Source organism: Microlunatus elymi, from assembly GCF_007362775.1.
In the GTDB taxonomy this organism is placed as follows: Bacteria; Actinomycetota; Actinomycetes; order Propionibacteriales; family Propionibacteriaceae; genus Microlunatus; species Microlunatus elymi.
Window position 1 is genome coordinate 3,555,462 of record NZ_CP041692.1, and the last position, 23,289, is coordinate 3,578,750.

Annotated in this window: 22 protein-coding genes; 14 read left to right on the forward strand and 8 right to left on the reverse strand. The window is 66.2% G+C overall.

All coding sequences use genetic code 11. The annotated features are described in order from the left end of the window. Positions 1–126 precede the first annotated feature (126 nt). The 3 genes from FOE78_RS15885 to FOE78_RS15895 all read left to right on the forward strand — a co-directional run bounded on the left by FOE78_RS15885 (position 127) and on the right by FOE78_RS15895 (position 3,292). Positions 127–960, forward strand: a complete 834-nt coding sequence (locus tag FOE78_RS15885) for an alpha/beta fold hydrolase (protein ID WP_143987171.1) — start codon at positions 127–129, stop codon at positions 958–960. 55 nt (positions 961–1,015) lie between these two features. Further along, the gene (locus FOE78_RS15890) at positions 1,016–1,864 is read left to right on the forward strand and encodes a helix-turn-helix domain-containing protein (RefSeq protein WP_210414617.1); all 849 of its coding nucleotides are present in this window, start codon (positions 1,016–1,018) and stop codon (positions 1,862–1,864) included. 168 nt (positions 1,865–2,032) lie between these two features. Beyond that, positions 2,033–3,292: an MFS transporter gene (locus FOE78_RS15895; RefSeq protein ID WP_143987173.1), complete on the forward strand. Its 1,260-nt coding sequence runs from the start codon at positions 2,033–2,035 to the stop codon at positions 3,290–3,292. Between the two features lie 92 nt (positions 3,293–3,384). Here the strand turns inward: FOE78_RS15895 and FOE78_RS15900 are convergent, their stop codons facing one another. After that, complete coding sequence (locus FOE78_RS15900; protein ID WP_143987174.1) at positions 3,385–6,042, reverse strand: FtsK/SpoIIIE family DNA translocase; 2,658 nt, start codon at positions 6,040–6,042, stop codon at positions 3,385–3,387. Between the two features lie 365 nt (positions 6,043–6,407). Between FOE78_RS15900 and FOE78_RS15905 the strand changes: the two genes are divergently transcribed. From FOE78_RS15905 to FOE78_RS15925, 5 genes are all read left to right on the forward strand, one after another. Beyond that, positions 6,408–8,327, forward strand: coding sequence for an ABC transporter substrate-binding protein (locus tag FOE78_RS15905; protein ID WP_143987175.1), 1,920 nt, complete (start codon positions 6,408–6,410; stop codon positions 8,325–8,327). Positions 8,328–8,404: 77 nt separating this feature from the next. Beyond that, a complete protein-coding gene (locus FOE78_RS15910) occupies positions 8,405–9,481 on the forward strand; it encodes an ABC transporter permease (protein WP_143987176.1) in 1,077 nt (358 codons plus the stop codon). A 9-nt stretch (positions 9,482–9,490) separates the two neighbouring features. Further along, the gene (locus FOE78_RS15915; protein WP_143988842.1) at positions 9,491–10,339 is read left to right on the forward strand and encodes an ABC transporter permease; all 849 of its coding nucleotides are present in this window, start codon (positions 9,491–9,493) and stop codon (positions 10,337–10,339) included. A 2-nt stretch (positions 10,340–10,341) separates the two neighbouring features. Beyond that, positions 10,342–11,385 (forward strand): ABC transporter ATP-binding protein, encoded by a 1,044-nt coding sequence (locus FOE78_RS15920; protein ID WP_143987177.1) that lies wholly within the window; start codon positions 10,342–10,344, stop codon positions 11,383–11,385. Continuing rightward, on the forward strand, positions 11,382–12,392 hold the full coding sequence (locus tag FOE78_RS15925; RefSeq protein ID WP_143987178.1) for an ABC transporter ATP-binding protein: 1,011 nt from the start codon (positions 11,382–11,384) through the stop codon (positions 12,390–12,392). The genes FOE78_RS15920 and FOE78_RS15925 overlap by 4 nt, the downstream gene beginning before the upstream one ends. Before the next feature lie 24 nt (positions 12,393–12,416). Here the strand turns inward: FOE78_RS15925 and FOE78_RS15930 are convergent, their stop codons facing one another. After that, positions 12,417–13,394 carry a hypothetical protein gene (locus FOE78_RS15930; protein ID WP_143987179.1) on the reverse strand — a complete coding sequence of 326 codons (978 nt, stop codon included), beginning with the start codon at positions 13,392–13,394 and terminating at the stop codon, positions 12,417–12,419. A gap of 521 nt (positions 13,395–13,915) precedes the next feature. Between FOE78_RS15930 and FOE78_RS23650 the strand changes: the two genes are divergently transcribed. After that, entirely contained in the window at positions 13,916–14,056 is a 141-nt protein-coding gene (locus FOE78_RS23650; RefSeq protein ID WP_168207549.1) for a hypothetical protein, read from the forward strand. Positions 14,057–14,160: 104 nt separating this feature from the next. Here FOE78_RS23650 and FOE78_RS15935 read toward each other — a convergent pair whose 3' ends face one another. Then, the gene (locus tag FOE78_RS15935; protein ID WP_143987180.1) at positions 14,161–14,694 is read right to left on the reverse strand and encodes a mycothiol transferase; all 534 of its coding nucleotides are present in this window, start codon (positions 14,692–14,694) and stop codon (positions 14,161–14,163) included. A gap of 478 nt (positions 14,695–15,172) precedes the next feature. Further along, positions 15,173–15,556 carry an RNHCP domain-containing protein gene (locus tag FOE78_RS24825; RefSeq protein ID WP_407662586.1) on the reverse strand — a complete coding sequence of 128 codons (384 nt, stop codon included), beginning with the start codon at positions 15,554–15,556 and terminating at the stop codon, positions 15,173–15,175. Positions 15,557–16,049: 493 nt separating this feature from the next. Here FOE78_RS24825 and FOE78_RS15945 point away from each other — a divergent pair, with 493 nt between their 5' ends. Further along, positions 16,050–16,559, forward strand: a complete 510-nt coding sequence (locus FOE78_RS15945) for a VOC family protein (RefSeq protein WP_168207550.1) — start codon at positions 16,050–16,052, stop codon at positions 16,557–16,559. Between the two features lie 35 nt (positions 16,560–16,594). Here FOE78_RS15945 and FOE78_RS15950 read toward each other — a convergent pair whose 3' ends face one another. Beyond that, positions 16,595–17,140 carry a dihydrofolate reductase family protein gene (locus FOE78_RS15950; protein ID WP_143987183.1) on the reverse strand — a complete coding sequence of 182 codons (546 nt, stop codon included), beginning with the start codon at positions 17,138–17,140 and terminating at the stop codon, positions 16,595–16,597. 140 nt (positions 17,141–17,280) lie between these two features. Between FOE78_RS15950 and FOE78_RS15955 the strand changes: the two genes are divergently transcribed. Both FOE78_RS15955 and cobU read left to right on the forward strand, forming a co-directional pair. Then, positions 17,281–17,646, forward strand: coding sequence for a VOC family protein (locus tag FOE78_RS15955; RefSeq protein ID WP_143987184.1), 366 nt, complete (start codon positions 17,281–17,283; stop codon positions 17,644–17,646). 46 nt (positions 17,647–17,692) lie between these two features. Next, entirely contained in the window at positions 17,693–18,295 is a 603-nt protein-coding gene (gene cobU, locus FOE78_RS15960; protein ID WP_228265848.1) for a bifunctional adenosylcobinamide kinase/adenosylcobinamide-phosphate guanylyltransferase, read from the forward strand. Between the two features lie 6 nt (positions 18,296–18,301). Here the strand turns inward: cobU and FOE78_RS15965 are convergent, their stop codons facing one another. From FOE78_RS15965 to FOE78_RS15975, 3 genes are read right to left on the reverse strand one after another with little or no spacing between them, the layout of a single operon-like run. Continuing rightward, complete coding sequence (locus tag FOE78_RS15965; RefSeq protein ID WP_210414618.1) at positions 18,302–19,072, reverse strand: adenosylcobinamide-GDP ribazoletransferase; 771 nt, start codon at positions 19,070–19,072, stop codon at positions 18,302–18,304. Then, entirely contained in the window at positions 19,072–20,106 is a 1,035-nt protein-coding gene (gene cobT / locus FOE78_RS15970; RefSeq protein ID WP_143987186.1) for a nicotinate-nucleotide--dimethylbenzimidazole phosphoribosyltransferase, read from the reverse strand. Before cobT ends, FOE78_RS15965 begins: the two co-directional genes overlap by 1 nt. Then, positions 20,106–21,392 (reverse strand): metal-dependent hydrolase family protein, encoded by a 1,287-nt coding sequence (locus FOE78_RS15975; protein ID WP_210414619.1) that lies wholly within the window; start codon positions 21,390–21,392, stop codon positions 20,106–20,108. The genes cobT and FOE78_RS15975 overlap by 1 nt, the downstream gene beginning before the upstream one ends. A gap of 26 nt (positions 21,393–21,418) precedes the next feature. Here FOE78_RS15975 and FOE78_RS15980 point away from each other — a divergent pair, with 26 nt between their 5' ends. Both FOE78_RS15980 and FOE78_RS15985 read left to right on the forward strand, forming a co-directional pair. Next, complete coding sequence (locus FOE78_RS15980; protein WP_210414620.1) at positions 21,419–21,835, forward strand: glutaminase; 417 nt, start codon at positions 21,419–21,421, stop codon at positions 21,833–21,835. Positions 21,836–21,953: 118 nt separating this feature from the next. Next, entirely contained in the window at positions 21,954–23,261 is a 1,308-nt protein-coding gene (locus tag FOE78_RS15985; RefSeq protein ID WP_143987187.1) for an ISL3 family transposase, read from the forward strand. Positions 23,262–23,289: the final 28 nt, after the last annotated feature.

The window sequence follows — 23,289 nt, forward strand, 5'->3', positions numbered from 1 at the left end:
CATTCGCTTCCGATGATCTCGAGCTGCGCCGGTGTCGTCCCTCCTGATGGCGGGCGGCCACCCGCCGATCGAGGGGCACGGACATTCGTTCAAGACAGGCCGGTCGCGCCGAGCGACCGTACCGGCATGAACGAGTACGACAACCGGCTCGTCCGACCACTGCAGGTGGTCGAGAGCGGCTCGCCCGAGGCGAGCCCACTGCTGCTGATCCACGGATCCGGAGCGGCCGGACCCTGCTGGGACTTCATGGTGCCGGCCTTGGCGCGCCGGCATCACGTGATCCAGGTCGACCTGCCGGGCTGCGGCAAGTCCCCCACCGCCAGCACCTACGAGGTCCCGCACCAGGCACACCGGGTCGCCGACGTACTGGACGATCTCGGCATCACAACCGCCGCGGTGGGCGGGCACTCCAGCGGTGGCTATGTGGCCACCGCGCTGGCCGAGCAGCGACCGGACCTGGTCGGTTCGCTGACCTTGATCAACAGCGGTCCCAGCATGGCCGCCGAACTGCCGCCGCCGCTGGCTCTGCGAGTGTTGCTCGGACCACCGTTGGGCGGCCTGATCTGGTCGTTCCGCTCGGACAGTTGGATCCGCAACGGGCTGAACGCCACCGCTGCACATCCAGTGCAGATCCCGGACGAGATGATCGCCGGTGTCAGCGGAACCAGCTACCGCACCATGCGGGCGATCCTGCGCTGCAACGCCGCCTACCTGAACGAGCACACCGTGCCCCAGCGGCTGGCCCGCCTCGACCTGCCCATCCTGGTGATCCTCGGCGACACGGACCGCAAGTGGAGTCCGGACCTCTCGATCGAGCAGTATCGGACCGTCTCCCGGGCCCGGATCGAGGTGCTGCCCGATGTCGGTCACGTAGCGATCCTGGAGGCGCCCGAACGGACCGCTGATCTGCTGCTCGAATTCGTCGCCGCGTCCGCCGATGCCGGGGAGCATGACCGATGACCAACTTCGGGCGACCGTGACGACTGCAGTCGGCGCTGCTTCTAGAGTTGCTGACGTGTGGTCCGCCGTCACTGCGCACGACCCGTGGTCGTGGGCAGACGTGGAGATTGCCGTTCCGAGCCCTTCGGAACGGTTGCCGGCGATCAGCATGGCAGGGTTCAGCTTTCGCCGACGGCTGCCCTCGCTGGTGGAGATCGGCATGGTCGCGCACCCGTCGCTGACCATGATCATCGACCTGAGCCGTGACGGCGGCATCGTCCACGGTCTCGGCTCGAGCCAGCGCAGCGGCAGCTTTATCGCGGGCCTGCTGCCCGGCCACCTGCGCGCCGGAGGACTCGACGGGGAATGCCTGCAGATTCGGCTGTCTCCGGTGGTGGCGCAGGCAGTGCTCGGGTCGTCGGCCGAGCTGACCGGTCGAGTGTTCGGCTTGGAGCTCGCCCTGGGGCGTGAGGCCGGCAGACTCGAGCGTTCCCTGCGCGCCGCGACGTCGTGGAGCCAACGATTCGCGATCGCCGCCGACTTCGTCGATCGGCGGCTGCAGGCCGCTTCCCTGATCGAACCGGAGGTGGATCACGCCTGGCAACGGACGCTGGCCGCGGGCGGCACCGTACGGATCGACGACCTCGCCGACGAAGTCGGTTGGAATCGGCAGCGGCTGTGGTCCCGATTCCGCGCCCGGCTGGGCATCACCCCCAAACGTGCCGCCCAACTGGTGCGGTTCGACCGTGCCGCCCACCTGCTGGTGGCCGGTCGCCCGCCCGCTGAGGCAGCCGCCGACACCGGCTACGCCGACCAGTCCCACCTGCATCGCGAGGTCCGCGCGATCACCGGCACCACACCGTCGCGGGTGGCCGGTGCGCCCTGGCTGGCGATCGACGACGTCGCCTGGCCGACCGGGCCGTGAGGCTCACCAGCCAAGATCAGGGCCAGCACCCGGCCGACCCAGGTCGCCCCTGCCGACGGCGGATCGGGTTCACACTCACCTACCAGCTGGCGCACGGCCGCTGCGATTGGCGCCTGGCGCGATCTTGTAGAAGGATCCTCCGGGATCAATTCAGGCAAGGAGCGGCGGATGAGCGCTGACCGGACCACCGAGGGCTTCGCCGACGAACCAGCACTCGAGCATCAAGCTCGATGGACCGGCTACGGACGCAAGGCGGTGGTCGCCGCCGCGGTCGGCTACGGACTCGACGGCTTCGACCTGTTGATCTTGAGTTTCGCGTTGTCCGGCATCATCGCGACCTTCGGGCTGACCGACGCGCAAGCCGGCAGTTTGACCACGTTCACCTTGCTGGGGGCGGTTGTCGGCGGCATCGGCTTCGGCATCCTCAGTGATCGCTACGGCCGGGTCCGGATGCTGACCTATTCGGTGATCTTCTTCGCGGTGTTCACCGGTCTGTCCGCGTTGGCGCAGGGTTACCTCGACCTGGCGGCGTACCGGTTCATCGCCGGCATCGGCATCGGCGGCGAGTTCGGCATCGGCATGACGCTGGCCGCCGAGGCAACACCGGCCAGGTTGCGGGCCCGCGCGACGTCGTGGGTCGGCATCGGTTTCCAGTGCGGAGTGCTGGCGGCGGCGCTGGTGTCGGCGCCGATCATCTCCGTCTTCGGCTGGCGGGGTCTGTTCGTGGTCGGTGCGGTGCCGGCGGTGGTGGCGATCGTCATCCGCAAGCGCCTGCCGGAGTCGCCGAAGTTTCTGCAGCGCAGCGCTGAGCCGACCGCGTACAGATCGGGCTTGCGGCTGCGCTATCTGGTGGCCGATCGCGCGACGGTCGGATACAGCGTGGCCATGATCGTGCTCACCTCGGTGCAGAATTTCGGCTACTTCGGAATCATCTCCTGGCTGCCGACCTACCTGGCCAAGGACGTCGGGCTCGACCTCAAGTCGTCGTCGTTGTGGACCGCGGTGACGGTGCTCGGGATGATGACCGGCATCATCTGCTTCGGTCAACTGGCCGACCGGGCCGGTCGTCGGCCCGCGTTCCGGGTGTTCCAGATCGGCGCGGCCGCATCGGTGTTGATCTACAGCCAGTTGCACGATCCGACCGCGATCCTGATCGGTGGGTTCGTGATGGGGCTGTTCGCCAACGGCATGCTCGGCGGCTACGGCGCCCTGATGGCCGAGTTGTATCCGACCGAGGCCCGGGCCACCGCCCAGAACGTGCTCTTCAACATCGGCCGCGGGATCGGTGGCTTCGCGCCGTTCGTGATCGCCCTGGTCGCCGGGTCGTACGGCTTCGGCTTCGCCCTGGCGCTGCTGTCGAGCATCTACCTGCTCGCCTTCGTGGCGATGTTCATGATCCCCGAACGCAAGGGCGTCGAACTCAGCTGAACACAATCCCCCGCTGATGGCCACGATCCGGCCCAAATCGGGTGGAATCGGGGAATCAGCGGGGGATTGTGTTCGCGAGAAGTGCTGTTCGGTCAGCCGGTGCGCAGGTTCTCCACCACGGCTTCAAGATCATCCGGTTTGACCAGGACGTCGCGCGGTTTGGATCCCTCCGACGGTCCGACGATGCCCCGGGTCTCCAGGATGTCCATCAACCGGCCGGCCTTGGCGAAACCGACGCGCAGCTTGCGTTGCAGCATCGAGGTGGATCCGAGTTGCAGGTTCACCACCAGCTCAACCGCCTGCAACACCAGATCAAGATCATCACCGATGTCCTCGGCGACCTTCTTGGCCGCCGGGGCCTGGATGATGTCGTCGCGGTACTGCGGTTTGAGCTGCTCGGTGACGTGCTTGACCACCTTGCGGATCTCGGACTCGTCCACCCAGGCGCCTTGGATCCGGATCGGCTTGCCGGCCCCCATCGGCAGGAACAAACTGTCGCCCTGGCCGACCAGTTTCTCCGCACCCGGGGAGTCCAGGATCACCCGGGAGTCCGTCATCGACGAGGTCGCCAGCGCGAGCCGGCTGGGCACGTTGGCCTTGATCAGGCCGGTGACCACGTCGGTGCTGGGACGCTGGGTGGCGAGCACCAGGTGGATGCCCGCGGCCCGGGCCAGCTGAGTGATGCGGACGATCGAGTCCTCCACGTCGCGCGGGGCGACCATCATCAGGTCGGCGAGCTCGTCGACGATCACCAGCAGGTACGGGTACGGCTCGAGCTTGCGTTCCGAGCCCTCCGGCGGAGTGACCGCGCCGGCCCGGACCGCCTTGTTGAAGTCGTTCACGTGCCGGAAGCCGAAGTGGGCCAGGTCGTCGTAACGCATGTCCATCTCGCGGACGACCCACTGCAACGCCTCGGCCGCCTTCTTCGCCGAGGTGATGATCGGCGTCACCAGATGCGGGATGCCTTCGTAGATGGTCAGCTCGACCCGTTTCGGATCGACCAACATCATCCGCACCTCGTCCGGGGTGGCCCGCATCAGGATCGAGGTGATCAGCGAGTTGATGAAACCGGACTTACCGGCGCCGGTGGCACCGGCGATCAGCAGGTGCGGCATCTTGGACATGTTGGCGACCACGAAGCCGCCCTCCACGTCCTTGCCCATCCCGACCGTCATCGGATGATGATCATTACGGGCAGCCGGCGAGCGGAGCACGTCACCGAGGGAGACGATTTCCTTGTCGGTGTTGGGGATCTCGATGCCGATCGCGGACTTGCCGGGGATCGGCGACAGGATCCTGACCTCATTGCTGGCCACCGCGTAGGAGATGTTCTTGTTCAAGGCGGTGACCTTCTCCACCTTGACCGCAGGACCGAGCTCGACCTCGTACCGGGTCACCGTCGGGCCGCGGCTGTAGCCGGTCACCCGGGCGTCGATGTTGAACTGCTCCAGCACACCGGTGAGCCGGCCGACGACCGCGTCGGAGGCCTCGGTGCGAGCCCGCGGAACCGTACCCTGCTTGAGATCTGCGGAGTCGGGCAGCAGGTACTGCACGTCGCCGGACAACTGCAACTGCTCCACCCGCTGCGGTGGCGGCGTGTGCTGCGGCGGTTCGAGTTCGGCCTCTTCCTCGTCCTCGCCGCGGACGTGGAAACCCGGCGGCAGGCCGGCCGTCACCGGCCCCTTCGGGCGGTCGTCGGCCGGCGCGTCCGGCGTGTCGAGCGGCTCGGCGAAGCCGGTGTCGGAACCGATCTCCTCGACCAGGTCGATCGAGTCACCGATCTCCTCCGGCGACTGCTCCTCCCCTGCGGCCCTGTCCTTCTTCTTCCGCCGGCTCTTGGGCTTGCCGTCGGTGATCATCGGGGTGTCGTAGGCCTGATCGGCGCCGTACTCGAGCTCCTCGACGACCTCGCCGTCGATCACCCGATTCGGGGTCAGCCGGTCGCGCAGGGCGGCGAACCGGCCGGGCATCTCGTGCAACGGGATGCCGACGATGACCAGGATCCCGAAGATCAACAACAGCACCAGCAGCGGCGCGGCGACCCAGTTGGTCTTCAGCAGGTCGTGCAGCAGCGAGGACGAGATGAAGCCGAGTACGCCGCCGGCCTCCCGCAGGGCCTGTGGGTCGTTGGGCCGCGGCAGACCGTTGGCGAGATTGATCAGTCCCAGCAGGCCGAGCAACGCGGCGCTCCAGCCGATGAACTGACGGCCGGCCGGCCCGTTGTGGTCCGGATGCCGCAGCGTCCGCCAGGCCATGCCGGCCAGCAGGATCGGTGAGGCGTAGGCCAGGGTGCCGATCACGCTGGTCACGCCGACCTGGATCCAGTGCCCGACCGGATCCGGCAGCCCCCACCAGAACTGGGCCGCGACGACGATCGCCAACCCGATCAGCAGCAGACCGACGCCGTCCCGGCGTAGCGCCGGATCGATGTCGTCCGGGCCGGGTTGACCGTGGTGATGGCCCACCTTGCGTGCCCCTCCCCCGACCGCGTGCGCGACGCCCATCCAGGCGCCACGCAGTCCGCGCCCGACCACCGCGCCGGCCGACGGCCCCTGCGGCTTCGGCTTGCGCGCGGGCGGTTTTCGGGCCGGCTGCTTGCGGCCGCGCGTCGAGACCGCCTTGCCGCCATTGCTGGCCGGCTTGCGGTTGGTGGACTTCTTACTTCCGGGCGAACGCGAAGTCGACCCGCCCCGCGAACTCGCGGAGCTGGAGGTACGAGTCCGCGCTGGGGAAGACGCGCGGGTCGCCATGGCCCATAACGTACGCCATCAGCCCCTCCAGCCACTCCGGTTACACGCCGCGGAGACGACATCGGCCGCCCGTGGGATCGTTGAACCGATCCGTGAGTCGTGTCTGAGGGGCGGCCGGTCGGGTCTGTCCCGGTCGGGTCGGGCACCACTACACTCCAGGTGCAACGATTCAGACGACCCCGCGCGAGCCGATCACACCGTCGAGCCCAGGGCGCGCGTCCACCCGAATCACCCGATCGCGCCGTGCCCCGGGCCGGCGCGACCGACAACCCCGACGCCCCGGCGAGCGGGATGCCGCAGGAGCATCGACCAGCTGTACGGATCCGCCGTCGAGCACGGATCCGAGTCCGGAAGGACCCACAACGATGTGGACTGTCCATCGTCCTCGGCCGCGACTGCTCGCCGCGGCCGTCACCTCGCTGATGCTGATCGCTCTCGCGGCCTGCAGCGGCGGAAGCACCCCCACCTCACATTCGAGTTCGCACACCAACTCGGGCGCGAACGTCAACGCCGCCTCGTCCAATCCGAGCAGCACCGCATTCCGCTGGGGCACCCGGGCCTGGGCGAGTTCGATCGCCAACAACCCGTACGCCCCCAACCCGACGCCCGAGTACAACCTGTCGCTGCTCAGCCTGGGTGTCGTCTCGGACTGGAACCGGCCCGGCAAGAATCCGTACTTCCCCGAGCTCGCGCAGAGCTGGGACGTCGGCAAACACGCGATCACCTTCCACCTCCGCCCTGATGCCAAGTGGCAGGACGGGACGCCGCTGACCAGCAAGGACGTGATCACCAGCTTCCGAGCCGCCGGCGCCGACTACAACTCGGTCTGGGCCGCGATCACCTCGGTTTCCGCACCCGACCAGCACACGGTCACCGTCAACCTGCAGCCGTGGGAGGTCCCGCAGAATGCGCTGCTGCACCTGTTGCAGATCGTGATCGTCCCGAACAGCCAGTACGCGTCGCTGCTGCCCTCGTCCAACTTCGACCAGACCTTGATCAACTACTGGAAGACGTACAAGATCCTGCAGCCGACCGCGGCCAGCATCGCCGCCGCCGGGAACAGCCCGGCCGGCAAGGTACTGGCGAAGGTCAGTCCCCAGTTGGTCAAGTTCAACCCGAAGACGATGCTCGGTGCCGGGCCGTACACGCTGAAGAGTGCCAACGTCAGCGGCATTCTCTATCAGAAGTGGAACGGCTTCTTCGACGCCGCCAAGATCACCGCACCGTACGTGCAGATCTATCCGATGAACACGGTGACCGAGTTCGGCGCGTTGAGCTCCGGCAGCATCGAGTTGGAGACCGACAACCAGTTCACCGATCCGCAGGCGGTGAAGTTGAACGCGCAGGGAAGCAACGCCCACTACGTGTTCATCCCTTCCCCGGTGCAGCAGGTGAGCCTGGTCTTCAGCTTCGACCACTACCCGTTCAACCTGCTCGCGGTCCGTCAGGCGCTGGCGTACTTGATCAACCGCGATGACCTGGTGAAGCGGGACATGGGCGGCACGCTGGTGCAGAACCCGGCGGCCGCGACACCCGACGGCATCAACGACTTCCTGGCCAAGCAGTACCTGACGCCGGCCCAGTTCGCCAAGCTCAACCACTATCCGCACGACACCGCCAAGGCCACCTCACTGCTGAAGGGTGCCGGCTTCACCCTGCGCAACGGAAAGTGGTACACGCCGAAGGGTCAGCCGTTCAGCTTCACCATCTCCGAAGCCGCGGGCATCCCCTACTTCGACGAGGACGGCTTGATCATCGCCGGTTATCTGAAGGCCTTCGGCATGGACGTGAAGGTCGAGGACGTCGATCCCGGCACCTATCCGACCAAACAGGAGGCCGGCGACTTCGCGGTGTCCCAGTGGTGGATGGACTGGGGCCAGGGTCCGCCGATGGCCGACTTCGCGGCCACCTTCGGCCTGCCGGCCACGCCGTCCTGGAACTACCCGATCGCCTACAGCGGCAGCGGACCCTGCAACTGCGGCATCGGCATCGGCCCGGACGCCAACGTGCCCGGTCTCGGCCACGTCAACATCGCCTCCGAACTCAACCGTGAGGTGAACGAGGCGACGCCGAACACCTGGGCCAAGTACACCTGGGCGTGGGCGCAATGGGTGAACCAGAACCTGCCGATCCTGCCGCTGTACAACAACGCCTTCCACGAGTCCTACTCGACCGTTCGCTACACCGACTTCCCGCCGGATTCGGCAAAGTGGCTGTGGACCGGCCTCACCGGCGCGGCCCAACCGGTGGAGTGGATGCAGGCGGGCTACCTGAAGTTGAAGTGATGCCTGGCTTCGCCGTCGGCCCGGTGCTGCTCGGCGCCGGGCCGGGAGCGAGCCCTCGACGCTGAGGAGGCCGAGGCGTGGTTGGTTATCTGGCACGACGCGTTCTGATGGCGTTCGTGACGATCTTCGTGATCGTCTCGCTGTCGTTCTACATGGTTCGGCTGATGCCCGGAAATCCCATGCAGTACTTGGAATTCCAGCTGGAGCAGCAGGGCAACACCGACCCGGAGCAGATCCGTCAACAGGTGCAGGCGATCTACGGCGTGATGCCGTCCGGTCCGCTGTGGCAGCAGTATCTGACCTACATCGGCAACGTGTTCCGCGGCGACTTCGGCGTCTCGTTGCTCAATCCCGGTCAGAGTGTGGCGAGCATCGTGGTGAGCGCGTTGCCCTGGACCCTGCTGCTGGTGGGTACGTCGTTGCTGATCAGCTTCGGCATCGGCATGGTCGTGGGCCGCGCCATCGCCGCGCACCCGGACACCGTGTTCGCCCGGGTGATGACCGGTATCGTCTCCTTCCTGTCGGCGATCCCGCAGTATCTGGTGGCGATCGTGTTCATCTACCTGCTGGCCGACATCCACCACTTCTTCCCGATCACCGGCGCGTACTCCAACAACACCACTCCCGGATTCAACTGGGGCTTCATCGCCAGCGTGATCTATCACGCGATCCTGCCGGTGACCAGTTATGTGGTGGTCTCGTTCGCGGCCTGGGCGCTGACCATGAAGGGCAGCGTGACCACGGTGCTCGGTGCCGATTACGTCCGGGCCGCCGAGGCCCGCGGTCTGGGTGATCGTCGGGTCACCCGTACGTACATCGGACGGAACGCGATGCTGCCGATGGTGACCAGTCTGGCGCTGTCGCTGGGCTACATGTTCGGCGGTTCGGTCTTCATCGAAACCTACTTTTCCTATCCGGGCTTGGGATATCGGCTGATCTCGGCGGTGAACTCGCGGGACTACTCGCTGATGATGGGCTGTTTCATCCTGATCACCGTCGCCGTGGTCTTCGCCAATCTGATCGTCGATCTGATCTATCCGCTGGTGGACCCGCGGATCATCAGTCCGGCGTCGCGGCGGCGTACCAGACCAGCCGCTGCGGCAGCAGCGACCGACGTCGTCGACCTGGCCAATCCCGTGGCCACCAAGATGTAGGCGGTCACGATGGAATTCCTGAAGGACTTCTGGCGGATCCTGCGCGAGGACAAGTCGGCCCTGATGGGCGCGTTCATCGTCTGCGTCTATGTCGTGGTCGCGATCCTCGGTCCGATCGTCGCCCATATCCCGGACGTGCCCAGCGGGGAGGCCTACCTGTTGCCGTCCTGGAAGCATCCGCTGGGCACCGACTTCATCGGCAACGACACGTTGACCTCCTTGATCATCGGCACCCGTCCGGTGATCGAGGTCGGCATCGCCTCGGCCGTCATCGTGGTCTTCGTCGGCGTGGTCGTCGGCCTGTTCAGCGGCTACGTCGGCGGACCGCTCGACTACCTGATCATGCGCGTCACCGACATCTTCCTGACCATCCCGGGGCTGCCGTTGATCATCGTCATCGCCAGCGTCGTCCACACCACCAGCCCCTGGGTGTTGGCGGTGATCTTGTCGGTGACCGCGTGGGCGGGGCTGGCTCGCGCCGTACGGTCTCAGGCGATGAGCCTGCGCACCTCGGACTTCATCGACGCGGCCAGGGTGCAGAACCTGTCGATGAACAACATGATCGGCCGGCAACTGCTGCCCAATGTCGGACCGTACGTGGCGATCCACTTCCTGCTCGCGGTCACCGGCGCCATCTATGCCGAGGTTGGTCTGTTCGTGCTCGGGGTTGCCCCGGTCAGCGGGACGAACTGGGGCATCATGATCAACCTGGCGATGAACCAGGGTGCGCTCTACACCAGCAAGAGCCTGCTGTATCTGCTGGCGCCGATGGCAGCGATCGTGTTGCTGCAGGTGGCTCTGGTGTTCTTTGCCCGGGCTCTGGACAAGCTGTTCAACCCCCGGCTCCGGGTGCAGTAGCGATGACCAGTCTGCGAAGTGCCGGGCCCAGCATGGATGCGCCGGCAGCGACCGACTCGCGATCGAAGATCATTCTCGAGATCGACCAGCTGAGCGTCGACTTCGGAAAACTGCGCGCCGTCGATCGAGTCAGCCTCACCGTCCGCGAGGGCGACATCTGTGCCCTGGCAGGCGAATCCGGCTGCGGCAAGTCGACCCTGGCCTACTCGCTGCTGGGCATGGTCCCGCCTCCGGGTGTCGTGTCGTTCGGCCAGGTCAGGTATCGCGGCCAGGTCCTGACCGCGATGAGCTCTCGTGAACTGGACCGGCTGCGTGCGGCGGACATCTCGATGGTGTTCCAGGCCGCGATGAACGCGTTCAACCCGGTGATCACCATCGGCAAGCAGGTCGAACACGTACTCCAGGCGCATCCGGACAGTTACCCGAATCGGCAGGAGGGCAGGGACTACTTCGAGTATCTGCTGAGATTGGTCCGGCTGGATCCGGCGACCGTCTGGAACGGCTACGAGAGCCGACTCTCCGGCGGCATGAAACAGCGAGTCGCGATCGCCCTGGCGTTGCTGTTGCGGCCGTCGGTGCTGGTGCTGGACGAGCCGACGACCGCGCTGGACATCCTCAGTCAGCGATTGGTGATCGACATCCTGAACGATCTGCATGCCGCCCTCGGGGTCACCATCGTGTTCATCACGCATGATCTTGCTCTGGTCGCCGAGCTGGCCGACCGGGTCGCGGTGATGTACGCGGGCCGGCTGGTCGAGACCGGGACCATCGACGAGATCTTCTACGCCGAACGGCGGCATCCTTATGTGGACGCCCTGATCCGCGCCGTGCCGAGCGTCACCGGCGACATGGCCGCGATCAAGCCGATTCCCGGCCGAGTGCCGAATCTGGCCGAACTGCCCGTCGGCTGCCGGTTCGCGCCACGCTGCCCGCTGGTGCAGCAGCAGTGTCGCGAGGTCGACCCACCGCTGCTGGCCGACGCATCGGGGCATGCGATCGCCTGCCACGTGGTGAATGCGGAGCTGGCCGGAGGTGGATCCCGATGAGCCTGTTGGAGGTGTCGAAGCTGACCCACCGCTACCCGTCCAGCAGCAGCGAACTGCCGGCGCTGAACGAGGTCTCGCTCGCCGTCGACGCGGACACGGTGACCGCCATCGTCGGCGAGTCCGGCTGTGGCAAAACGACCCTGGGTCGGGTTCTCAGCGGCCTGGTCAAACCGCTGGCCGGTCAGGTGTTGTACGACGGCCGAGATATCCACCAGCTGCCCCGGACCGACTGGGACGCCTATCGACGCAACGTGCAGATCGCCCAGCAGGACCCGTACTCGTCGCTGAATCCCGGCCTGAGCGTACGGGAAACGCTGCGGCCGGGTCTGTTGCGGCACCGGATCGTGCCTCGGCACCAGGTGCCGTCGGAGATCCTGCGACTGCTCGAACTGGTCGGACTGGACGCGGATCCGAGGTTTCTGCGCCGCTTTCCGCATCAGTTGTCCGGCGGGCAGCGGCAACGGCTGGCCATCGCCCGCGCCGTCAGCTTGCGGCCGCAGCTGATCGTGGCCGACGAGCCGACCAGCATGCTGGACGTCTCCATTCGGGTCTCGGTGTTGGACCTGATGAAAAGGTTGCGGACCGAGCAGGGGTTGGCTTATGTGTTCATCAGCCACGACTTCGGCGTGGTCCGCTACATCGCCACCGGCGGCCGGATCGTGGTCATGTTCTTTGGCGAGGTGGTCGAGGAGGGGCCTGCCGAGGAAGTGATCCGCCGGCCCCAACACCCGTACAGCTATCTGCTGTTGGAATCGATCCCGGTGCCGGACCCCCGGACCGCGCGGCAGCGGCGGAGCGCGTCCGTCCGTGCCGTCGAGGAGCGAGTCGAGCAACCGCCGTCGGCCACCGGCTGCATTTTCTCCAACCGATGTCCGTTTGTCGAGGACGCCTGTCGGGTTGCCCGGCCCGAACTGACCGAGGTCTCCCCCGGCCACCGGGCCGCGTGCTTGTTTCCCGAGCGAGTGCCACAACTACCGCAGGGACTGCAGGCCGACGTCACCGGGTGATCGGTCGCGGTTTTATGGGAGAGTTCAACGGCAGTGCTTGGTGGTGAAGTCGAGGACCGCGGCCGCGGCCTCCGCGTCGTAGTTCATGCCGACATGATCCCGGGTGTCGGCCGACGTACCGACCGAGGCATCCAGGTCCATCGGGTACACGGGCGCAGCGCATTGACCGCCGGCGATGCGGAGCTGCAGCACTCCGGTGGCGGGTAGATCGATCGGCTTGCCCGGCCGCGACCCGGACGACGTGAAGGACGCCTTGATCACGTCCGGATCCTGCTGGGCGGTCACCTTCAGCAGTCGTACCGGCTGTGGCTGCCCGAATCCGACCCCGGGCTCGGTCGCCAGCCGCACCCGAAGTGTCAGGACTCCGCCGGAGGTCGAGGTCCGCAGGGTCGTCAGCTTGATCGATCCGACCTTGAAGCAGCTCTGGAAATGCATGCCGGCGAAGGTGTTCTGGGCTGCGTCGGCGGCCGGCTGGGGAATCGTGATGGTGAGCCACTGTGCGGATCTGCCGGGCGCATGGGCGAGCAGCCGGAGCGTCGTCGGTCCGAGCACCTGTGGCACCCGACAATCCGGCGACAAGGAGTAGGGCACCTCGGTGACCTCGTTGCCGGCGATCGTCCGCGCCTTCTGCAGTCCCGGCGACAGGACGTCGAAGCCGGGCCGCGAGAGCTGGGCTTGCTCGATGGTCACCGGCTCCGTGGCGGCGTTGCGGAGCCGGATCCCGACCGCGGCGCGGCGACCGTTGCTGGTCCAGAATTCACTCGGCATGTCGTAGAGAGCGGCGTCGATCCGTGGCTGATGTCGCCGCTGCTGGCTCATCCACAGGTACGTCCCACCGACTCCGAGCGCGAAAGCGGACACCGTGACCAGCAGCACCACGACCGCGAGGCGTCCCCGACGCCGCAGCCGTCGCACCAACGAGTCCTGCCAACCGCCGGAATCCAGTTGCTCGGGGTCACTGACCTGTGGCTCGCCCTGCTTCCCGACGTCCTCGTCATCCACGCGCGATCATCCCTCTCGGCACGTCCCGTCCGGCTTGGCTGGGAACGTGATGTGCTCGCAGTCACTATCGCAGGTGCCGCGATTCTGGTCAGGACGAACCGACCGGGATCCCCCGACTTGCGACTGCTGGACGAACCCAACGCCATCACGAAGTACGGACTCAACGGCGTGACCCAGTTGAACCCGCGGTGACTCAGGCTGCCTGCTGAGTTGTTGATTCGGTGACCATCGTCGCCGTGATCAGGTCCTTGGCGCCGGTGTAGCTGCCAAACACGGCACCGTACCTCGCACAGGGCCTGAGCTTGTCGAAGGGCCAGCGCGTGCGATAGTTTCACCGCGCATCGTCCGCCCATATCACAAGCCACTGACAACCAGATCGGCCCAGTTTTTCCTTACCTGCAATAGATTCCTCGTCCTAGACCTCGATCGAACACACTTGTTCGATCTTAGGATCAGGGGCATGACCCCTGACGTGTTTGTTCCACCACAGCAACTTCGAAGCGATCGGCTGGCAATGCCGGATGATCGACGGACTCCCGTACTGGATCCCACCCCGCTGGATCGACCATGATCAAAAACCCAGGCTCAACTACCGCATCCGAATACGCCACCATCTCGACAACCAGGCGCCGCCGGCGCTGACGGGCGCGCGTGGCAGCTGAGGTCGGCTTCACGGCCTTCCCTTCGACCACGCCGACGACCCGGAGTCGGCCGACAGCTCATGTGGGACCTCGCCGCACAGGCGCTCGGCGCCGGTATCGATGGGTCAGGGCGGGTCGTTGCCGACCAGCCCGTCGATTGACTCGCGGATGATCGAGGTCTGGCCGGTGTGCAGCAGGTTCTCTTCCAGGATGTCGACCAGCCGTCGCCGGCGATTGACCACATAGCCGGGGTCGTCGGTGCATTCCCGGTCGAGACCACCATCGGCGACCAGCGCAGTCCACTCCTGCCGACAGCGAGCGATGGTGCCGTACCAAAGCTCGTACAGCGCTTCGGGCGACAGCTTCGGCGCCTCCCGCCATTCGGCGTCGTAATGCTCTTCCCCGTCGGCGCCGATCACCGGCGGTCCCGGCTCACGCCCGGCAGCGGCCGCCGTCCACTGTTCCTCGACCTTGGCCAGATGCACCATCGTGCCGGCGATTGTCACGCCCGACGGCGGATGTTTGGTCCCCAACTGTTCACGGGTCAGTCCCCCGGACTTCCAAGCGAACTGTCGATGCACCCGGTCGAGAGCGAACAGCAGCATCGCGCCCTCGACGCCGGTACGACAGTCCTCCAACGGAATGTCGGTGTAATCCATCTCGGCGACACTACTCCGGCCCCGCGTGGACCAACGTCCCTCACGCCGACCACGACCATGATCGAAGATCGACAGCCGACGATTGGCCACTCTGCAGCGTTAGTGTTCATCCATGCTTCGCCGTGTCGCGCTCGGCTCCGGATTAGCCGCCGTGGTTGTGGCCGTGGGACTGATGGTCGCCCCGATCCGAGCCGATGGCGTTTCAGGAAACGCGATCGCACCCCGCTACAGCGACTTCGGCTGGTTCGCGTACGTGCCACTGCCTGAGCACCCGACTCTCGGCGATCTTCGCTCCGCAGGAGTTCATGTCCCACAAGATGCCGTCGCGAACCGCCGTCGAGGCGCTGCCGTCGTTGCCTCGGGCGGGTTGGTACTTCTGGCCGTTGCATTCGGAACTCGACGCTCGCGACGCCAACCCAGCTCCGAATAGGGACCCGCCGAGGGAGGCGTACATCCCGCCGGCGGGCACCCTCACCGGTCAATCCTGCACGTGGACCACGGCCTCCCAGGAGTCCGGTTGACTGGGGTCGTCGACCGCGAGCCGGTTGCGCGACTCGTGCCCACACACAGTGCACACATGTACGATCGCCAACCCCTTTCCTCGAGGTTGCACCAGCCGGACGGGCGCCATCAACCCACCGCAGGTCGATGCTCGGTCCCCGGGCCGATCATCGACGTGCAGTGACCAAAGACAGTCTGCGCAGTGGTTTCGGAAGCTTCCATTTCGCAGACGATCGACACGCTCGCCACAATGAGCGCACATGAACGGTTGGTTTTCGGTTGCGCGAGACATTCCTGCTCTCCGCGGTCGTAGGGATACGACTGCGAAGGCGGAGGGTTCCGTTAGCTCTTCCCCGGACATCCGGGGCACCGGGCTTGACAAGCGAGTGACGCGATTCACCGCCCACGATCGGGCGATTACTCCCAATTCCTGCTTCACCGTTTCCAGAACGGATCCGAACCTCGATCAGGTTTGTTGATCATGACGATCGCTGTCCTGACCACTGTCCACCAGCTCAGGCCCGTGGCCACCGGTAGGTGTCATCTCATCGCACCGGCTGCGGCGCCGTCCCCTCTCAGCAGGTCACGCGGCAGCACGTCAGCACCAGACACGCCCTCCTTCGGGTCCGCCCGGCGAGGTCGTCCCGCCGGGGCACTCCCGACCTTACGACTGGACAGCCCAAACGGCAGCCGAATACCGGTTGCCCGGAAGCAACGAGTTTCCTCGGCGCAACCAACGTCCAGAAGGACATGACGCCCGTGCAGTGCGTGGCTCGCCCTGATGAGGATCCAGCTTCGCGACACCTCGGGTGCAAGACTTGCTCATGCCCTGGCGTCCCGAACGATTCCAGTCCGTGCGGGTCGACCATCGAGTGGATCTGTATCGAGAGCGTCATGTGGTCAGTCGTCCAGACGTCCGTGTCAAGGCGCAAAGCTCAGAACGAGGTGGAGAAATGACGACGACGGCAAATGATCAAGCATCCGTGTCGGTCATGCTGATCGTCCCCGACACCCCCGCGGCGGTCAGCTGGTACAAGACTGCGCTCGGTGCCGCCGAGCTGTGGAACCTCGGAAGCGTCGCCGCGCTGCAACTGCGCGGCGCACCGTTCATGCTGCACGAATCCGTACCTGGCAAAAAGACCGAACAAAGCCCGATCGAGGCAGGACTGACCACCACCCGGATCGAGGTCTTCGTGGATGACCCCGACCAGCTGATCGGACTGGCAACCAAAGCCGGCGCTACCGACATCGAACCCGTCACCGGCCACCAGGCCCCCTGGGGAACACACCAACAAGGCGGCTTCACCGACCCCTTCGGACACCGATGGTCGATCGGCGACCGATCACCAATCCGGCAGTACTGACCTGCCGCCGCCGGTTGCCCCTCGACCGGCCGCCGTCACGCGGCGTAGCGCAGCAGAGTCACGCCGCCCTGAAATCCCCGGCACTCCTGCAACCTGAGCCGTGGAACTGCGCAACCGTCGGGAAACAGCCGCCGTCCCCGACCCTGAACGGTGGGATAGACGAACAGTCGGTACTCATCCACCAGACCGGACTCGATCAGGGCATGGGTCAGGGTGATGCTTCCGGTGACGGTGATGTCGCCGCCGGTCTTCTGCTTCAGCGCCTGCACTTGGGCAACCCAGTCGCCGGTCAGCACGGTCGAGTTCTGCCACTGCGGGTCGGTCAGGGTCGAGGAAACGACATACTTGTGGACGTCATTCAGTTCCTCGCTGATTCCGGTCCGATCATCGGTCTGCTGCGGCCAGTATCCGCGGAAGTCCTCGAACGTCTGCCGACCCAACAGCAGCGCATCCTGTCGCTCCGAATGCAGCCGCGTCACCTCCAACAATTCTGGATCCTGATCGGAGGGGTCGAACCAGTCGCCCAGCATCTCGATCGCGCCGTCAAGGGTCATGTTCTGGGTAATCGCCAGGGTCCTCATGGCAGCCGATCCTGCCACCGGAGCCCGATGATCCAGCACGAGCCCGGCGTGGAAGGAAATGATCGAGCAGCAAGTTCGCCTGGTGACAGGCCGGCCGTGCCAGGATCGACCGTGTCAGGGCATCGTGACAGGCTTTGCCCATGGCGATGACGACGAGAGTGCTGAGTGTGACGGTGCCGGTTCCCGACCAGGACCGGGCTCTGGAGTTCTACCGGGACGTGCTGGGCTTCCAGGTGCGCTATGACGGTGAACCATGGCCCGGGGCGCGCATGATCGAAGTCGTCCCGCCGGGTTCCTCGGTCGGGATCGTGCTGCTGCCACCGGACAGCGAGATTCCTGTCGCCGTGCGGCTGGGCACCGACGACGCGCAGGCGGCGTTCGATCGAGTCAGGGATGCCGGCAGCACAGTGCACAACGACCAGCCGATCTCACTCGGCGCCGGATCGCCCATGTTCTTCTTCGATGATCCGTTCGGGAACGGCCTGGTCTACATCCAGGAACCATGACGTCACCCGACGGCGCGTCACGCCGTTCCCGTTAGAGTCGGTTCCTGTGTCAGGCGAAGGAATCGCCGGGCCGGCTGCACCGCGTACGACGTTGGTCACCGGTGGCGTACGGTCCGGTAAGTCGACGTATGCGGAGCAGCTGGCCACCATGGCTGCTGCCGGCGGTCGGCTGTTCTATGTGGCCCCTGGGCCACGACCCGATCCGACGCAGGATGCGGAATGGGCCGCTCGGGTCGATGATCATCGCAGCCGGCGCCCGGCCAGCTGGACGACCGTTGAGACCGCTGACCTGGATGCTGTGATCAACAACGGTTCCGATCCGGTGTTGATCGACTGCCTCGGCACCTGGGTCACCGCTGTGATCGACGAGTTGGACACCTGGGACGAACCGCTGCCGGCTTGGAAACCCGCCTTCGACACCCGCGTTGCCGCGTTCTGTGATGCGTGGCAACACAGCGAACGGGTGATCATCGCCGTCAGCAACGAGGTCGGCTGGGGTGTCGTTCCCGCCTATCGTTCCGGCCGGATCTTCGCCGACCTGCTCGGCGAGGTCAACCGGCGCATTGCTGCGATCAGTGATCGGGTGGTGCTGATGGTGGCCGGGCGTCCGATGATCATTCCCGCTGTTGATCAAGGTCCGCGGGAATAGTCGAGTTCACCAATTCACCAAGCAGCACAGCGCGGTCACCGTGGCGGCGAGCTCGACCGAAGCACCCATCACGTCTCCGGTGACACCGCCGATCCGGCGCAACACCCAGCAGACCAACAGCAGCGCGGCCAGCAGACCGGCGGCGACCGCGATCATCCCGCCGATCGGGCCGACACCGGCCAGGATGCCGAGCCCGGCTCCGATCATGATCATGATCAGCGAATTGATCAACGCCACCGGCGTAGGCACCGAGCCGGCAACCAACGCACCCAGTCCGCTCGGCCGGGCGGCGGGCACGCCACGCACACACGCGATCGACAGCGCCGCCCGGGACAAGCAGATGATCAGACCCACGGCGGCGGCTCCACCAAGATCATCGGCGATCGTGCCGAACGCCGATGCCTGCAGTCCGATGACGATGATCAACGCGATCACTCCCATCGGTCCGATGTCGCCCTTGCGCATGATCTCCAGCGCCTTGTCCCGGTTCCAGCCGGATCCCAACGCGTCAACGGTGTCGGCCAGCCCGTCCAGATGGAAGGCCCGCGTGCCGAGGGCAGCCGCTGCGACGCCCAGCAATCCGGTGACCAGCCACGGCAACTCGATCCGATGTGCCAGCCAGAGGATCAGTCCGACTCCGACGCCGACGGGCACGACGGCCAGCGGAGCCAGGATCATCGCCGTCGGCGCGGTACGACGTTCGATCGGCCGGGCTCGTATCGGAACGATCGTGAGCAGGCTGACCGCGACCCGCAGTGACGAGAGCAGGTTCATCATCAGAGGTCGGAGAGCAAGCTCATCCGGTTGATCAACAACGCCGCCGAGCGGAGCAGCGGCACCGCCGCCAAGGCTCCGCTGCCCTCCCCCAGTCGCATCGACGCGTCGAGGATCGGCCGCAGTCCGAGCTTTTGCAGCGCCAGTTGCTGGCCGGGCTCGGTGGAGCGATGACCGGCTGCGCACCAGGCGATCGTGCCGGGTGCCAGGTCCTCTGCGGTGATCGCCTCGGCGACACTGATCAACCCGTCCAGCAAGATCGGCACGCCGGCGCGAGCGGTGGTGATCATGACCGCGACCGCCGCCACCAGATCGGCCGAGCCGAACGCGATCAACCGTTGCCACGGGTCAGCGGCACGATCACCGACCCGGTCCAACGCAGCCTTGATCACGTCGGTCTTGTGTGCCAACTCTGCTCCACGGACGCCGGTGCCGGAACCGGTGACCTGCTCGGCTCCGACGCCGAGCGCCGCAGCGATCAGGCACGCTGCCGGGGTGGTGTTGCCGATGCCGAGATCACCGATGATGATCAACTCGGCGTCATCGGCCAGCAGCTCCCGGGCAATGGATTCCCCTGCCTGGTAAGCCTGTTCCGCGTCGGCCGGCGTGAGCGCGTCCTCGAGCTGGAGCGGACCCGATGATCGCCGTACCTTGTAGCGGGTGAGCGGTTCGGGTACGCCGTCAAGGTCATCATCGACGCCGAGGTCGTAGATCTGCAGCTCGACCTGGTGTTGTCGCGCGAGCACGGTTGCGGCCGCGGTGCCGTCCACGAACGCTCTGACCATCGCCGCGGTGACCTCGCGCGGGTAGGCGGAAACGCCGTACCGGGCAACGCCGTGATCACCGGCCAGCACCACCGCTCGGACCCGTTGCGGCACCGTCGGCGGACATCGCCGCTGACAGCCGGCCAGCCAGACCGCCAGATCCTCCAGGATTCCCAATGAGCCGACCGGCTTGGCCAGCTGGTCCAACCGGCGACGGGCGGCCTCACGGGCCGCCATGTCCGGGGCCGGCACCGGCGCGGTGTGGATCGCCATCAGAGCAGGTTCTTCGCGAACTGGCCGTCCTTCATGATCATCACGAACGCCTCCTCGGGCCGGGCGAGCAAGTTGATGTCGTCCAACGGGTTGCCGTCGACCAAGATCAGATCCGCGTAGGCCCCTTCGGCGATCACGCCGAGTTTTCCTGCTGGGTAAGGGTTCCGCGGGCCGGACAACTCCAGCAGCTCGGCGTTGCGGAGGGTCGCCATGGTGATCACCTCAGCCGGATTGAACCAACGCACCAGCTTGGCCAACTGCGCCCCCTGCCGAGCCGCCAGAGCCGGATCGAACAGGGTGTCGGTACCCCAGGCGAGTTTGACCCCGTGCTTGCGGGCCAACGCGTACGCGGTGTCGGTGCCGGTGATCATCTGCATCAACTTGACCCGGCTGGCGCCGGTGACCACCGGCGCATCCTCGTCGTCCAGGAAGGGCTGCATGCTCCACCACAGATCATGTTCGGCCATCAGTGCGGCGGTCTCGTCGTCCAGCAGTTGACCGTGTTCGATCGACCGCACGCCGGCCCGAATCGCCTGCTGCACCGACCGCGGCGTGTACGCGTGCACCATCACGTACGTTCCCCAGTTGGCGGCGGCATCGACCGCAGCACGCAACTCGGCCTCGGTGTACTGCGTCACGTCCAGAGGGTCGTAGAAGGACGCGACCCCGCCGCCGGCCATCAGCTTCAGCTGGCTGGCGCCCAACATCAACTGCTCGCGGGCGGCGCGCAACACCTCGTCGACACCGTCGGCCACCGCGGTCGCCCCGAGCAGATCGGTGTGGCTGTGCTGCCCCAGCCGACCGCGCGGAATGTCTCCGGGGCTGCGGAAGTCTCCGTGGCCGCCGGTCTGCGAGATCATCGCGCCGGACGGAAAGATCCGCGGTCCCGGCAACACACCTTGATCGATGGCGAGCTTCAGACCGAACGCCGGCCCGCCCGCGTCCCGTACCGTGGTGAAGCCGCGCAGCAGAGTTTCCGACGCCGAACGTCCTGCCAGGGCGTGGATGTAGCCGGGATCTGCCCGCATCGACACGGCCAGCGGAATGGTCGCGAACATCGAGTGCCAGTGCGCGTCGATCAGACCCGGCATCAAGACCCGCCCGCCGCCGTCGATGATGCGCGCGCCGTCGCCGAGCTCAAGATCATCACGGCTGCCGACGGCGGTGATCAGGTTTCCCTCCACCACCACGCGGCCGGGCGCGCCGACCGTACCGGTGGCGCTGTCGAGCACTCGGACGTTGTCGAACACCGTCGTCTTGCCCGGATCCGCCATGGCTTCCTCCACCTCGTCACGTCTCGGTCAGCCTAGCGATGATCCGCGCCGCACTCCGCCACAGAGCTCCTCCTGGACAGGACGGATCGCGCAACACCGATCGTGTGGTCCGACGCACCGGCACCGAGCCGTTAGAGTGCTCGGCAGCGTCCGTTTTCATGATCACGACAAAGGGGATGACGGTGGAGCCCGACGTCGCGGGAGTCGAACAGCCGGTATCCACCGGCGAGCTTCCCGGTTGGAAACGCGTCGAGGACCTCGTCACCGCCGCCCACGACCGCTATCGCGGGGTCGACGACGGCGACGTCGCCGACTACATCCCGATCCTCGCCGAGGCCGATCCGAGGTGGTTCGGGATCGCCGTTGCGGAGACCGCCGGTGCTGTTCACGCCGTCGGTGACAGCGACCGTGAATTCAGCATTCAATCGATCTCCAAAGCGGCTCTTCGCAGTTGAGGGTGTAGCTGGGATGTGATCAAACGCGCTCGAGTGGCGGCGCGTCGGTGAGCTGGTGGGTGTCGGGGTCTTTCGATGATGGAGGTTCTCACACCGGCCCATCGGAAAGACCCCGACGTTGCACAACGCTACCTTCCAGTGCCCTGATCTGACCACGTTCTGCCGGCTCGACGCGCTCGGGCTTCAGGTCGTCGGTCAGCGGCTCGAAGCCGGCCGGGCCGAGCTGGCCTGCCGGGTCGTCGATGCTGATGATTGGTGTCACCGCTGCGGCTGTCAGGGCATTGCCCGCGACAGTGTGGTGCGGCGGCTGGCGCACGAGCCGCTCGGGTGGCGGCCCACCACGTTGGTCGTCACGGTCCGCCGGTACCGCTGTACGGGCTGCGGGCATGTGTGGCGCCAAGACACCAGCCGGGCGGCCGAACCACGAGCCAAACTGTCGCGAGCTGGTTTGCGGTGGGCCTTGGAAGGGATCGTGTGTCAGCACCTGACGGTGGCCCGGATCGCCGAAGGACTCGCGGTGTCATGGAACACCGCCAACACCGCGATCCTGGCCGAAGGCAAGCGGGTCTTGATTGATGATCCGGCCCGGTTCGACGGTGTGCGGGTGATCGGGATCGACGAACACTCCTGGCGGCACACCCGCCACGGGGACAAGTTCGTCACCGTGATCATCGACATGACGCCGGTGCGGGATCGGAGGGGACCCGCGCGGCTGCTGGACATGATCGAGGGCCGCTCCAAGCAGGTGTTCAAGACCTGGCTGAACGATCGACCACAAGCCTGGCGCGACCAGATCGAGGTCGTCGGCATGGACGGGTTCACCGGCTACAAAACCGCGGCCACCGAGGAACTACCCGAGGCGGTCACCGTGATGGACCCATTCCACATGGTCCGCCTGGCCGGGGACGCGTTGGAACAGTGCCGGCAACGGGTCCAGCAGCAAACTCTGGGCCACCGCGGCCGCAAGGGTGATCCTCTCTACAGTGCCCGCCGGACCCTGCTCACCGGGCAAGATCTCCTCACCGACAAACAACGTGACCGACTGGCCAACCTGTTCGCCACCGACCGGCATGTCGAGGTCGAAGTAACCTGGGGCATCTACCAACAGGTGATCGCTGCCTACCGGGCGCCCGACCGGACGGCCGGGAAGATGATCATGAAACGAGTCGTCGACGCGATCTCCGACAGCGTTCCGGCCGCGCTGGTCGAGATCCGCAAACTCGGCCGCACCCTGAAACGCCGCGCTGCTGACGTGATCGCCTACTTCGACCGGCCCCACACCTCCAACGGACCTACCGAAGCGATCAACGGACGCCTCGAACACCTCCGCGGCTCCGCCCTCGGATTCCGCAACCTCACCAACTACATCGCCCGTAGCCTGCTCGAAGCCGGAGGATTCAGACCCCAACTACACCGTCGATTCTGAAGAGCCTCCAAAGCTTTCGTGTACGCCT